Consider the following 11,664-nt stretch of genomic DNA (forward strand, 5'->3'; position numbering starts at 1 on the left):
GTCCACACACCAATGGCATCTTTGTAGGCATTGAGACGTAAACCTTCCCATTGTTTAATCAGTGCTAACCCTTGTTGTGATATTTTTCGCATATGCTTCTCCATAAAAAAAGCTCCGCAAAAAGCAGAGCTGGATTAAAAAATTGACATCTTTTTCATTCGGAAAGATAGCTTGGTTAAGCTTCATGTCACTTTTTCATTGAAATAAAAGAAGATTTTTTCTCAACTTTTAATTTCTTTCTTGACAAATATTCGTTTATAAACGAATATACATCATGTTTGAAATACGTCACTACCTTACTTCTGATGGCAAAGACTTGATAGCTGATTGGCTGCGAAAGCTCCGTGATGTGCAGGCTAAAACTGCAATTATTCGCCGTCTTAATCGTTTAGAGCAAGGAAATTTTGGCGATTTCAAGCCGCTTCGTGATGGTGTCTATGAACTGCGTATGAATATTGGTCCTGGTTACCGAATTTATTATGCTCAGTCTGGAAAGACTGTATTATTGTTATTATGCGGTGGTACCAAAAAAACACAAGACACCGATATCACTCGTGCATGTGCTTGTTGGTACGATTGGCAAAACCGTGAAGATTAAGGAGTGCAAAGATGAAAGATCGTAGCCATGATGATGCAATGGCAGAAATATTCCATGATGACCCTGAGTTGGCAGCAGCGACCCTTGATGCAATCCTAGCAGATGGTGACCAGGGGGAACTGCTTGTAACACTTCGTCAAATGGCAAAAGCCTATGGTGGTGTTCAAGCTGTAGCTAAAGCAGCCAAACTGAATCCTACACAACTTTATCGTACACTTTCAGAAAAAGGTAATCCAGAGTTCCGTAGCCTAAATGCTTTACTACGTACCATGGGGCTTCGCTTAGCTGTACAACCTCTTGAACGACCCGTTCCACACATTTGATCTGTATTAACCACCTCCCCACCTTTGAAGTGGGAAAGGGGCATATTTTTTACTTAAGCAACCTTTTTAATGGGGTTATCGAAATTTGGTTCATAAGCGCGCAACAAAGAATCCATACTATGCGGTAATTCTGAGGCTCCAAAATCTGTAAGAATTGCTAAAATCTTTGTAATATTGGGTAGTTCATCCTGAAGTTTTGAAATCAAAGCTTTTTCTATTACACTCATAGTGTCAACCAGAGCAGTACAATCTTTATCGCTCATATTTTCATGTCTAGAAAATCGAGATAATGCCATCCATAAGTCACATAAGAAGTTGGTATCTATTTTCATTGTACACCTCCATGGATTTGTTCTCTCAAACAAGCTAATCCTCTAGATGTGATTTTTGTTGAAGGCAGCACCTTTTCTGTACCATCCGGTCTTTGAATGGTAATAGCAGGGCAATCCATGAATCCTTTCTTGATCTTATCCTGATAAGGTAACAGTGGCGCTCCTGGAGCACGTCGATAGACCCATTCATGTTTACGCAAGTAATCGGTTAAGTCCTTTGGTCGTATCTCTAACATCTTTGCTGCTTCGATAAGACCAAACAGACCATCAGAACGCTTTAAACCTTCTAAAGCCTCTGCTTTTGGAGTCAATTCGGCAATAACATGGTCTTTCTGTTCTATTTGACTGTGTAAGTGATTCAAGACACCAAGTAATGCTTCGGGTTTGGAATAGTCAACTTGTGGAGCGGCTATCTGTGGTGTTGCTACTTGTTTTAACCGTCTTTCACATTCGATAAAGTATAAACGAGCTTCTCTACCTTTCTTATTATTTTCGAGCATAGAGAGCTCTTTGGCTACGCTTAAGGTGAGATGATAATCTTTAGAGGGACGACCACCTTGGAGGTTTTCCCCAAAATTGGTGAAAACTAAATAATCCTGATTTTCTAATAAATTATATTTGTTGATGCGATATTTAATCCAAGTAGAGAAATCTTTACCTACTTCTAAAAACGCATGCAAATCACGAGCGTTTACCGTTTGAACAGTTTCCTGATCAATTATTTGTTCCAATATTGGAATAAGAGTGTTCATGTGAACTCCTTGTGGGTTAGATGTTTTTCATTGACACTCGAAAAGAGTGCCGGGTGCTGAAAAACACGGCCACAAGCCCGTCGCTATGCTTTTCCCATTAAGGGTATTTTATGGCATAGCTACACCCGACAAACCATTTATATGCTACAGCATACAATGAGTCAAAGTCTTTAATGTGCGGAGAAGAGACTGTGTCGGCAATCTATCCGCTTGTGGATTCAAGGTGTTTTTCAAGCACCTAATTCGGTTATTCATACTCCTGTCACAATGTCAAGTGATAATGTAATGTTTTTATAAAAGTAATCAGTTAAATCCTTTGGTCGTACCTCTAACATCTTTGCTGCTTCGATAAGACCAAACAGACCATCAGAGCGTTTTAGACCTTCCAAAGCCTCTGCTTTTGGTGCTAATTCAGCAATGGTGTTATCCTTTTGCTCGATTTGGCTTTGTAGATGATTCAAGACACCAAGTAATGCTTCGGGTTTAGAGTAGTCAACTTGTGGGGTTGCTACTTGTTTCAAAAGCTGTTCGCATTTGATAAAGTATTGACGCGCTTCATGCCCTTTATCATTACGCTCTATCATCGAAAGATGTTTAGCCATGTCTAACGTAATGTGGTATTCTTTTATTTTTCCACCCCGGTAAAAATTTACCGCAGTTACAAAGTTTATATTTTCCTGAAATTTACATTCTTTAATGCGATTTTTAATCCAATTTCTAAATTCAGATTTTATTTCCAAAAATGCATGCAAATCACGAGCATTAACGGTTTGAACAGTTTCCTGATCAATAATCCGTTCTTTAATTTCTATAAGTGTGTTCATGTGAACTCCTTATCGTTAGATGTTTGTTAATGACACTCTAAAAAAGAGTGCCGGGCGCTAACAAACACGGCGATAAGTCCGTCGTTATGCTTTCCCCCAAAGGGTATTGTATAGCATAACTACACCCGACAAACCATTTATATGCTATACGCATATAATGAGTCAAAGCTTTTAATCTGCGGAAAAAAGACTGTTTCGGCAATCCACCCGCTTATCGTCAAGGTGTTCGTTAGGCACCTGATTCGATTATTCATATTGTCGCCACAATGTCAAGTGGGAACGTAATATTTTTAAAATAAATAAGCGTGCTTTTACTTTATCTCCCGCAAGATAAGTTTATACATACCGGATTCAGAGGCTTGGACATCTGTAACAGTGAAGTGTGCTTGAGAAGAGGGGGCTTTGTTGTTTTCAAGAGAGAGGACCACAATACTATCTTGAGGTTTTGGTGGTATTCCCCCGATGTCATTGATACAAAGATCAAGTTCCTTTCTTGCAATTGTGGTAGGGATTCTGCCACCGGCGTCCGATTCTGAATGCTTAATGCCGTAAATCGCTGTAATCCGAAACGATTGTTGATTGTCTTTTCTGGTGTAGATGACGGGCTGCCCAAAGGTGTTACGCACGTCTTTAATCATTTGGTTTAGCAGCCCGTGCCATCGCATGTTATTTCGCTCCAATCACGGCTTTAAACAGCATTTCAGGGCGTGTGCAAATGTAAAGCGGATAGCTATAGACCTCCGGTTTTACCCATGCATTACGGTCGTGGTCGACGATAAGCATCGTGTAGAGAGGTCTTCCAACCGTGTTGGCAAAATCCAAGCTTTCACCAGGTGCAAAGGTTTTTTGAAACACGCCTGGTGCATTGGCGGGCAAGAATTGACATTCATCAGGCTTAATGCCTATGGCGCGCTTTGTTCCAGCCTTCGCACTCACATTATAGTTGTGAATACTCCGGTAATTAATAAAAGTCACACCCGCAAAGTCAAAACTGCCGAAGCTTCCAGAGCCAATTGCACTTGGTGCTGCAACACCTCCAGCACTATTTAAAGTTTGTGCAAGAGCTGTGTTGAGATAAGTCTCACGAATTGTTTTATGGTTTTTCAATTTGGAGAAAAATTCATTTCCACAAAGCCCAATAATGCGTGAACGATCAGAAAACGCTCCCTTTGAAGCTTCAATCATTTTCATAATGACTTGATCAATATGGTCTGCAACATTAGTTGTTTCAACATTTAGTTTAAAATCAATCGGCTTTGGTGGTGCAATTTCCCATTCCTTGTACCAATCGACAATGACAGAGCCATCGGCATCAAGAACCACCCCTTGAACAGCACCAAGTTGCATGTTTTCCCATGTCAATTCGATTTCAGAAATCAGTTTCTTTTGTTTTCTGGCAATATATTTCATTGCCGTCTCGAGTTGATCTTCTGTCCCAAATTCACGCCGGTTCTGGATTTCCTCTGATTTCACGGTATCACTTTTGGCAATCCGTGTTGTTTTGAAAAACCGAAGATTACGCTTCTCTCTGTTACCTTCTGCCAAGGGGGCGCCACGTTCACTGGTTTGAATCAAGGACAATGTATTGTCACGTCTTTCAATACCAACCACTGTGGTGGTTGTTTCCACTTCCTCAAAAAGATCAAGAGAACTAATAAGCCCCGGTTGAAACTCATAGTTTTCAATCGCTTTCATCATGGTGGTGGCTGAGAAAGCGTCGTGTTTAAAAAAATTCATATCCATGTGCGCATTCTCCTATCGCAATAAAATATTGTTATGGTCTTCAAGAGACTGAATGGCAGCACTTTTTTGTTCATCTGTAATGGCATCTGGCCATAGCAGTTCAGAAGCTTTTACAGTGCATAAGCGTGCTGTCATCACGGCACGTTGATCTGCTTCTGTTGCGTCAACAGTGGCAAAAGAAATCCCTGCAGGGATTTGACTGCCATCTGATGCTGCTGGATTAAGAGGGGTATATTTTTGTGATGCTGTAATTTTCCCCATGACAGTTCCAGCTTCAATGAATGCTCCTGATGCAAAAACCACTTCTTCATTTGACATATCCGGATCGTAGGGTCCAAGATAAGCGCCATTGCGTACGTCGTCATAAATAATATTCGTCATTTCACTGCCCTCCAAGCTGCTTCCCATTTTGCATAAATCTTTGCCTTGCTCGTCCCATCACTATGAGGGGTATAAGGCGAGACTTTTAAAGACGCGCTTTGAGAGCTAGCAGCCGTCAACACACACTGGCGTGCTTTCTCGACACTCATACCGTTTTGAATAGCTTTTGCTGCGTCAAAAGAAACGCCTAAGTGCTTTGCTTGCCTTTCAAGGGTTGTTAGTGCTTTTGCGCGCTTTCTTTCTTTTTCAAGAGCAGCTTTTATGTTTTCCTGCTTGTCCTCATTGTCTTCATCTTCATCTTCGTTTTCTTCTTCATCGTCGAAGTCTTCGGCGTTTTTGTCGATGTCACTATCGTCTTCGTCTTCTTCCTCGTCATTGATGATGTCGACGATCTTTTCGTCATCATCTTCTTCAGCGCGGTATTGTGTGCGTGCCATGTGTTTTGTCCTTCTTTTTCTGTTGATGTTGGGTTTTGTGATATGGAATCCGTTAAGGCTTCCAAAGCTTGCGCAAGGGTGCCCTGCGCATCTGCTAATCCAAGCGTGATCGCTTGGGTGCCTATAAAAGTTTCTGCTTTTGTGTCACGAATTGCAGCAGCATTTAAGCGTCTGTTTTGCGCCACCAAATCGACAAACATCTCGTAGAGCAGGGCGCAATCGGCTTGCATTTTTATCTGTGCTGTATCGCTCAAGGGTTCATGAGGATTGCCATGGGTTTTGTGATCACCTTCAAAGACAAAGGTCCATTTATGCCCGTGTTTTTCATCTGCACGGGACTGGTCAAGATGAGCACAAACAACCCCAATCGAGCCCACAACCCCTGTGCGAGCTACCCATATTTGAGAAGCCGCACAAGCAATGGCATAAGCCGCTGAGCAAGCAAACTCATTGGCATGTGCCCAAATGGGCTTGTCGTATTGTTTTGAGAGTGTTTGAAACTCTTCAACCAAATCAAACACACCGCCGGCTTCTCCACCGCCGCTGTCAATATCAAATAAAACAGCGCGAACATCATGTTGTGCAATGGCTTCACGAAAAGAAGCTCTTAACCCTTCATAAGAAGTCAATCCCGATAAAGCTCCAAGCCATGCACCACGGCGCACAAGCGTGCCATGAACTGGTAGGATAGCAACATTGTTTTGTACTACATAAGTTTCAGGGGGTCTTAAAGCTTCTGTATTCTCTTGCGAATAAGCTTCAATGGGAAACTTTTCGCCTGCAAAAAGGCGTGGGGCAAGAGCATTAAGGATGATATCAAGCTTTGTCGAGGCAAGCATATGAGGAACCCCAAAAAGCCGTGATGCCAAAAACGGCATGTCGAGATTATTCACCATTTTTATGTGCCTCACTGCCTTGGTTACTTTCATAAGTCTCAGAAGGGTCTGAATCTGCGGTATCAATCACTTGATTGCTACCAGAGGGCGCTGCCATATCCGTGTCAAAAGATAAGCCGCGCGCACGAGCGTCTGTGTGCTCTTCTTCAAGTTCGGCATGAATGCTGTCGATATCAAAGCCACGCTCGGCAAGTGCCATGCGTCGTGTTTTCAAGCCTGCACGGATTTCTTCTTTTTCCGCTGAGATATCCTTGTTTGGATCAATCATTTCAAGCGGGGGTGCAAAGCTTTCACATTGAAGCCATGGCAAGGAATTTTCTTCCCACCCTGGCAAATTGACACATCCAGAAAGCACTGCCATTTCAACAAAACGCTCCCAAACAATGCGGTTAAACTGAAAGGCAATAATATGTTCACGCCATTGTTTGACGTGCCGTCTAAACTGAATGATGGAGGTGCGTACATTAGAAAAATTCCCCCGCGTAACGTCTCCAGTCACAACGGCATAAGGCATATTAAGTGCTGCACAAATTTTCAAGATATTGCGAAATTGAAAAGCCTCATAAGAGCCACCAACCTCAACAGGATTTGAAAATGTAACTTCTTTATTCTCTCCTAAATAAAGAGATGCACCGGGCGCAATGACAGGTGCTTTGTATTCTTCTTCAACGTTGTTTTTATCACGATTATCGGATAATTTTTCGACGTTTGGTGAATTGTCCTTGACAAACGCCGCGAAAAGAGCCGCCGTCCTTTTTCTATCGAGTTCTGCGTCGTCATAGGATTCGAGTTGAAAGATCTTTGTCATAGCGCGCGTTATTTTTGGAGAACCGCGCAATTGTCCGGCAATACGGCGCTCTTTGATATGAATGACCATTTCAGCAGGGACACGCACGCGCTCTTGGCTCTCAAATGCCATATTTGCAGGGACATCATCATAGGGGTGATGTTCCCAGAAATGATAAGCAACACGCTTGCCACTGGCATTAAATTCAATCCCCATACGAATGTAATTGCCTTCAATATCAGCCGGTCCATTGTAAGTAAGGTCTAACATTTCGGTGGGATAAACTTGTAATTGAAGCGGCACACCAGAGCGCCCGTAGAGGTCAACATAATGTAGTCTTACAAAGCATTCACCAGTTAGAAAGACTTCTCGTGCAATGGTTGCTTGCAGACCATAAAAGTTGGCATCTTCATCATAGTCCGCCTCATCAACCCATTGCCACCATAAGTCTAAAAGCTTTTTCTTTTCTTCTTGAAAACCTTCAATACGAGGATAGGGTTTAATCCCATCACTAACAGCCGCAGAGACCCATTCTTCTGTTGCAGACCCATAAAGAGATTCATTGTCATAAAGCCATCTGGAACGGGCAACAATGGTATCACCGCATTCTTCAATCGCTTTATTGATGTGTTTTTTTGCAGGATCAAATCCACCCATACGACGGCTTTTGCTTGCAGCTTCAAAATGGGGATTGTGTTGACGAGAAATTGTAAAAAAGCCTGTGAGTTTATTGATAAAGCCAGCCATTAATAGCCTCTTGAGATATTCAAATAAAAAACACGTGAACGCTTGCGTCCTTCAAGGTCTGCTATTTGTGTGTTCAGCATCTCAAGAGCTCTGCGGAGTTCCTCAACAGAACGATTGCTGACTTGCTTATCGCCGTGACGCACTGATTGCGCCCCTGAATAAAGAGCCTCTTCAATTTGTTCACGCCGCCTTTTTAAACTTTCCAGTCTGTTAATTTTGCTGTTAAATTGTCCTAAAGTTTCATCCACAAATTACCTCCAATCCCCTCGCATATAAGGATTCATCACTGTTCTGGATTGTTTCCTTTGAGGTTTTGCTATCTGAGATCTTCTTGGAGAAGTGAATGAAGAAATCCCAGATGTTGGTTGCTCTACAGAACCTTCAATTTTAAGTTTTTCCAAACGCTCTTCTAAGATATCAACTTCTCGATTAAGGTTTATTCCTGCCGAAATCAGACCTTGCAAAGCAGCATAAGCATAGACCCTACAATCCAAGGCTTCGTTTCTTGCCTTTTCACTTTTTTGCCATTCAATACGCTTGAAGCCTTTAAAATATTTGATGACTTTTCTTTCAGCGGTCAGTTGGTCAAAATATTCCCGATCAAGGCTTTTGTGAAAGTGTGTTGCACCAGCCCCCGTTGCTTCAGGACCCGATTTTTTAAACCGTGCTGTAATGATATCTTTTGCGGCATCAACTCCAACAATATAAAGATTAATCTGTCCTTTATTGTTTTTGCTTGGTCGGCGTGGCCAGACCGCACGCCATCCCGCCTGTCCTTTAATCCCCCAAATGCGCCGTCCCTCACGCGGGCGTACATAATTATAAACTGCCTGTGTGTGCCCACCACCGGTATCAATGCAAGCTGCTGTTATTCTGATACCCTCTTTATAGCCTGGATGTGGCCAGCGTTTTGCAAGATATTCATCCAATTGGTCCCACACTTCAAAAGAAGAGGGGTCACCAAGGATCACTTGATAATCAATATGCCAGCTTTCTTCACTACGCCCCCATCCCACCACTTCAAGCTCTAAACGGTCATTTTGCACATCAATGCCTGCTGTCAACACGACGGCTTGTTCTGGTGCAAGGGGATATTCTTCGCGTTTTGCATAGAGGCTGTCTGGATCAATAACTTCGCCTGTTCTGTCCTCCCATGGCTCTCCAAGAACTGTATTAATAAAAACTTGCAAAAGAGCAGGGTCTTCTTTGGCTCTTAAAAATTCGCGCGCACAATCGCCCCAAGTCAGCCATGGCGAATAAAGCGCTGAAATATGGTAAGAACGCAGACGAGGCTTACTTGATTCCTGTGTTGCGATCCAGCAAGCACCGTTTTCTTCTGCCATTAAGGTGGACTTACGATGTTCGGCATGTTCATGACCACAATGTGCACAAACAAAAACAGCTTTTTCGGGGGCACCTTTTTGCCACTTGATTTGTGACCAAACAATGGGCTGTAGAACACCACACGCATCACAAGGAACATTGTAATATCGCTGGTCTCCTAGCACGAAATCTTTGGCGATACGGCTTGTGTCACGGTGGGTCGGTGTGGACAATTTAAAAATTTTACGTTGAATAAAAGCAGAGGTTCGTTTTTCAGCAATCGTTACAGGATCGCCTTCATTATCGACATTCAATGGGTAAGCATCGACTTCATCCAAAACCAAATAGCGAACAGGAGAAGAACGCAATCCAGCAGCACTATTTGCTCCTGTAATCATCAATGTTCCCCCATAAAATTCCTTTGAGAACATTGTATTTCCACTGTCTCGTGCACGAGCAGGAGCAATGCGTTCACTTAAAGCGGGGCTAGCTGAAATCATCGGATCAAGACGAGACTTTGACAGTTTCTTAGCGGTCTCAACTGTCGGCATCACATAAAGGGAAGGTCCTGGGCTATGATGAATGGCATAACCACAAAAGTTCAATGCTGCTTCCGACATTCCAATCTGAGCCCCCTTCATCACAACCGTTGTTTCAGTTGGATCATAAACAGAAGGATTATCCATGATCTCTCGTAAATAGGGGGTACGTATAGTCCTCCATAATCCAGGCTCAGCACTCGTAACTGTGCTCAAATAACGATTTTTATCAGCCCACTGAGAAACAGTATAAGGCGGGTCAGGACGGCGTCCTTCATTCGCATAGCAAAAAAAGAGCCCAGCACCAGAGGACGAGGGCGAAGCATCACTTATCATGTTCTGGATTCTCTTCTAAAATGTTGGGATCGTGAAAAGAAACAGGGACGACATTTTCCACTAAAGCTTTGCGCATATGATGATCGATAGCTCCAATAAGGCTCGCAGCATCACATCCCACTTGCGCCGCAATTTCAGTACCAAAGCGATAGGCAAAATTGAGCATTGTATCTCGATGCGCTCTTCCAAAGTTCCATGCTTCTTTTCTCACTTCTTCACGATCAACAGTGGTTTCGCGTAACTTTTCCAGAGCAATCTTTTCTTTTGCTAGCGCAACTTGCATTCGCTCCAGTTTTATCTTGTATTCATTGGCTCCATCTGTAGAGGCTTGTTTGATTTTTGTTTGCGGTTGACCATCCGGTGCTAAAAATGGAGTTGGGCGTTTTGTTGGATTCTCATTCCAGATAGCTGTTGCAAGCGCTTCATTAACAGAACCATCTTCAAAAAGAGCCTTATCAAATTTCCCTGTCTTAAATCGAGAAACCACTGCGTTAGGAGAAACGCGCATCTTCTTCGCAAACGCACGAACCGATAAACCCTTACGATTCTTCTTATTCATAGTTGCTCCTTGCCCTGATTTTTTCCCCCAATTATGAATAATTGACGATCCGGTATAATCGGGTATATATTCCGGTATGCGAACGGATACACTTCAAGTCACATAAGGATTATTGGTTTTCAAAAAAAACTTTGAGATAAGGTGCGTCTGCACAAAAGAAGATTGGGAAGCAGTGGATTCTCTACCATTGACAGATGAAGAACTTGCACGCTTAAAGCCAGCTAAAGACGTTTTACCAGCCTTCTTTTTTAAGTATGTAACAGAAGAGCGCCGTAAACGTGGGTGAAGTCTTAAAAAAGCAAGTGGTTGTTAAGTCAAACGATCTCTCCACTTTAAAAATAATGCTTTACAGTTGAAATTAAGCTTCAATTGTATTACATTGAAATACAGTTGAGTTGAGAGAGGAGAAATCATTATGGCTACCAGTCGCATGGTTCAAGCGCGTGTACCGGAAGAAATTCAAAATGTCGCTAATCAAGTTATTCAAGCCTCTGGTTTGTCAGTAAGTGATGTCGTGAGAGTGTTGATGACACGTATTGCACAAGATAAAGCTATTCCTTCTTTTTTGTTTCAACCCAATGCAGAAACCCTAGCAGCTTTTGCCGAACTTGATGAAGGCAACTTAAAAAAGTTTCATTCCGTAGACGAATTATTTGATGATCTCTATGCGGACGATTGAACGTACCACTATTTTCAAACGTGATTTCAAGCGTGAAATAAAAGGACGATATCGGCATCTTTTAAGTACAGATTTGCATCAAGTCATTGTGGCATTAGCAAATGATCAACCTTTAGAACTTCGGTATCATGACCATGCATTAACTGGAAATTGGAAAGATTATCGGGATTGTCATATTCGACCTGATTTGGTTTTGATCTATCGCTTGATTGGTCAAGATAGGCTAGTTTTAGTGCGTCTTGGTTCTCATTCACAGCTTAATCTATAATTTCAATTAACCCCCTCCCCATTTTTGAGAACGGGAAGAGGCATATTTTTTAATTAAGCAACCTTTTTAATGGGGCTCTCCAAATTTGGTTCGTAAGCGCGTAACAAAGAATCCATGCTATGCGGTAATTCTGAGGCTCC

16 protein-coding genes and 2 pseudogenes are annotated in these 11,664 nt (G+C 42.4%); 5 read left to right on the forward strand and 13 right to left on the reverse strand.

Going from position 1 to position 11,664, the window contains the following annotated elements; genetic code table 11:
* Nucleotides 1-92, reverse strand: a pseudogene (locus tag GGR08_RS06995) (lysozyme); the annotation flags it as partial.
* A 182-nt stretch (nucleotides 93-274) separates the two neighbouring features.
* Here GGR08_RS06995 and GGR08_RS07000 point away from each other — a divergent pair.
* Together GGR08_RS07000 and GGR08_RS07005 are read left to right on the forward strand one after the other, a co-directional pair.
* Nucleotides 275-598 carry a type II toxin-antitoxin system RelE/ParE family toxin gene (locus GGR08_RS07000; RefSeq protein WP_012230755.1) on the forward strand — a complete coding sequence of 108 codons (324 nt, stop codon included), beginning with the start codon at nucleotides 275-277 and terminating at the stop codon, nucleotides 596-598.
* An 11-nt stretch (nucleotides 599-609) separates the two neighbouring features.
* Complete coding sequence (locus tag GGR08_RS07005) at nucleotides 610-921, forward strand: helix-turn-helix domain-containing transcriptional regulator (protein ID WP_183194628.1); 312 nt, start codon at nucleotides 610-612, stop codon at nucleotides 919-921.
* Nucleotides 922-974: 53 nt separating this feature from the next.
* On the opposite strand, the gene GGR08_RS07010 is transcribed toward GGR08_RS07005, so the two are convergent.
* From GGR08_RS07010 to GGR08_RS07065, 12 genes are all read right to left on the reverse strand, one after another.
* On the reverse strand, nucleotides 975-1,253 hold the full coding sequence (locus GGR08_RS07010; RefSeq protein WP_183194629.1) for a hypothetical protein: 279 nt from the start codon (nucleotides 1,251-1,253) through the stop codon (nucleotides 975-977).
* Nucleotides 1,250-2,005: an antA/AntB antirepressor family protein gene (locus GGR08_RS07015; protein ID WP_183194630.1), complete on the reverse strand. Its 756-nt coding sequence runs from the start codon at nucleotides 2,003-2,005 to the stop codon at nucleotides 1,250-1,252. Before GGR08_RS07015 ends, GGR08_RS07010 begins: the two co-directional genes overlap by 4 nt.
* A gap of 251 nt (nucleotides 2,006-2,256) precedes the next feature.
* Nucleotides 2,257-2,829 carry an antA/AntB antirepressor family protein gene (locus GGR08_RS07020; RefSeq protein ID WP_246350185.1) on the reverse strand — a complete coding sequence of 191 codons (573 nt, stop codon included), beginning with the start codon at nucleotides 2,827-2,829 and terminating at the stop codon, nucleotides 2,257-2,259.
* Nucleotides 2,830-3,140: 311 nt separating this feature from the next.
* The gene (locus GGR08_RS07025) at nucleotides 3,141-3,494 is read right to left on the reverse strand and encodes a head-tail joining protein (protein ID WP_183194631.1); all 354 of its coding nucleotides are present in this window, start codon (nucleotides 3,492-3,494) and stop codon (nucleotides 3,141-3,143) included.
* A 1-nt stretch (nucleotide 3,495) separates the two neighbouring features.
* Nucleotides 3,496-4,572 (reverse strand): major capsid protein, encoded by a 1,077-nt coding sequence (locus GGR08_RS07030; protein ID WP_183194632.1) that lies wholly within the window; start codon nucleotides 4,570-4,572, stop codon nucleotides 3,496-3,498.
* 12 nt (nucleotides 4,573-4,584) lie between these two features.
* Nucleotides 4,585-4,953, reverse strand: coding sequence for a head decoration protein (locus GGR08_RS07035; RefSeq protein ID WP_183194633.1), 369 nt, complete (start codon nucleotides 4,951-4,953; stop codon nucleotides 4,585-4,587).
* On the reverse strand, nucleotides 4,950-5,102 hold the full coding sequence (locus tag GGR08_RS08410) for a hypothetical protein (RefSeq protein ID WP_246350187.1): 153 nt from the start codon (nucleotides 5,100-5,102) through the stop codon (nucleotides 4,950-4,952). Before GGR08_RS08410 ends, GGR08_RS07035 begins: the two co-directional genes overlap by 4 nt.
* Nucleotides 5,103-5,212: 110 nt before the next feature.
* A complete protein-coding gene (locus GGR08_RS07045) occupies nucleotides 5,213-6,286 on the reverse strand; it encodes a S49 family peptidase (protein ID WP_183194634.1) in 1,074 nt (357 codons plus the stop codon).
* A complete protein-coding gene (locus tag GGR08_RS07050) occupies nucleotides 6,276-7,820 on the reverse strand; it encodes a phage portal protein (protein ID WP_183194635.1) in 1,545 nt (514 codons plus the stop codon). The genes GGR08_RS07045 and GGR08_RS07050 overlap by 11 nt, the downstream gene beginning before the upstream one ends.
* The gene (locus tag GGR08_RS07055; protein WP_183194636.1) at nucleotides 7,820-8,068 is read right to left on the reverse strand and encodes a phage head-tail joining protein; all 249 of its coding nucleotides are present in this window, start codon (nucleotides 8,066-8,068) and stop codon (nucleotides 7,820-7,822) included. The genes GGR08_RS07050 and GGR08_RS07055 overlap by 1 nt, the downstream gene beginning before the upstream one ends.
* A gap of 3 nt (nucleotides 8,069-8,071) precedes the next feature.
* Entirely contained in the window at nucleotides 8,072-10,018 is a 1,947-nt protein-coding gene (locus GGR08_RS07060) for a phage terminase large subunit family protein (RefSeq protein WP_183194637.1), read from the reverse strand.
* Nucleotides 10,008-10,577 (reverse strand): hypothetical protein, encoded by a 570-nt coding sequence (locus GGR08_RS07065; protein ID WP_183194638.1) that lies wholly within the window; start codon nucleotides 10,575-10,577, stop codon nucleotides 10,008-10,010. Before GGR08_RS07065 ends, GGR08_RS07060 begins: the two co-directional genes overlap by 11 nt.
* A gap of 112 nt (nucleotides 10,578-10,689) precedes the next feature.
* Between GGR08_RS07065 and GGR08_RS08680 the strand changes: the two are divergent.
* The 3 genes and pseudogenes from GGR08_RS08680 to GGR08_RS07075 form a co-directional block, all read left to right on the forward strand.
* Nucleotides 10,690-10,860 (forward strand): annotated as a pseudogene (locus GGR08_RS08680) (BrnA antitoxin family protein); the annotation flags it as partial.
* Between the two features lie 132 nt (nucleotides 10,861-10,992).
* On the forward strand, nucleotides 10,993-11,256 hold the full coding sequence (locus GGR08_RS07070; RefSeq protein ID WP_183194639.1) for a type II toxin-antitoxin system RelB/DinJ family antitoxin: 264 nt from the start codon (nucleotides 10,993-10,995) through the stop codon (nucleotides 11,254-11,256).
* The gene (locus GGR08_RS07075; RefSeq protein ID WP_183194640.1) at nucleotides 11,243-11,524 is read left to right on the forward strand and encodes a type II toxin-antitoxin system YafQ family toxin; all 282 of its coding nucleotides are present in this window, start codon (nucleotides 11,243-11,245) and stop codon (nucleotides 11,522-11,524) included. Before GGR08_RS07070 ends, GGR08_RS07075 begins: the two co-directional genes overlap by 14 nt.
* The last annotated feature ends 140 nt before the right edge of the window (nucleotides 11,525-11,664 follow it).

Source organism: Bartonella fuyuanensis (genome assembly GCF_014197255.1).
GTDB classification, from domain to species: Bacteria; Pseudomonadota; Alphaproteobacteria; order Rhizobiales; family Rhizobiaceae; genus Bartonella; species Bartonella fuyuanensis.

Coding starts and splice junctions, on each gene's coding strand:
- GGR08_RS07000 (WP_012230755.1), top strand. CDS start 275: ATGTTTGAAATACGTCACTACCTTACTTCTGATGGCAAAGACTTGATA.
- GGR08_RS07005 (WP_183194628.1), top strand. CDS start 610: ATGAAAGATCGTAGCCATGATGATGCAATGGCAGAAATATTCCATGAT.
- GGR08_RS07010 (WP_183194629.1), bottom strand. CDS start 1,253: ATGAAAATAGATACCAACTTCTTATGTGACTTATGGATGGCATTATCT.
- GGR08_RS07015 (WP_183194630.1), bottom strand. CDS start 2,005: ATGAACACTCTTATTCCAATATTGGAACAAATAATTGATCAGGAAACT.
- GGR08_RS07020 (WP_246350185.1), bottom strand. CDS start 2,829: ATGAACACACTTATAGAAATTAAAGAACGGATTATTGATCAGGAAACT.
- GGR08_RS07025 (WP_183194631.1), bottom strand. CDS start 3,494: ATGCGATGGCACGGGCTGCTAAACCAAATGATTAAAGACGTGCGTAAC.
- GGR08_RS07030 (WP_183194632.1), bottom strand. CDS start 4,572: ATGGATATGAATTTTTTTAAACACGACGCTTTCTCAGCCACCACCATG.
- GGR08_RS07035 (WP_183194633.1), bottom strand. CDS start 4,953: ATGACGAATATTATTTATGACGACGTACGCAATGGCGCTTATCTTGGA.
- GGR08_RS08410 (WP_246350187.1), bottom strand. CDS start 5,102: ATGAGTGTCGAGAAAGCACGCCAGTGTGTGTTGACGGCTGCTAGCTCT.
- GGR08_RS07045 (WP_183194634.1), bottom strand. CDS start 6,286: ATGGTGAATAATCTCGACATGCCGTTTTTGGCATCACGGCTTTTTGGG.
- GGR08_RS07050 (WP_183194635.1), bottom strand. CDS start 7,820: ATGGCTGGCTTTATCAATAAACTCACAGGCTTTTTTACAATTTCTCGT.
- GGR08_RS07060 (WP_183194637.1), bottom strand. CDS start 10,018: ATGATAAGTGATGCTTCGCCCTCGTCCTCTGGTGCTGGGCTCTTTTTT.
- GGR08_RS07065 (WP_183194638.1), bottom strand. CDS start 10,577: ATGAATAAGAAGAATCGTAAGGGTTTATCGGTTCGTGCGTTTGCGAAG.
- GGR08_RS07070 (WP_183194639.1), top strand. CDS start 10,993: ATGGCTACCAGTCGCATGGTTCAAGCGCGTGTACCGGAAGAAATTCAA.
- GGR08_RS07075 (WP_183194640.1), top strand. CDS start 11,243: ATGCGGACGATTGAACGTACCACTATTTTCAAACGTGATTTCAAGCGT.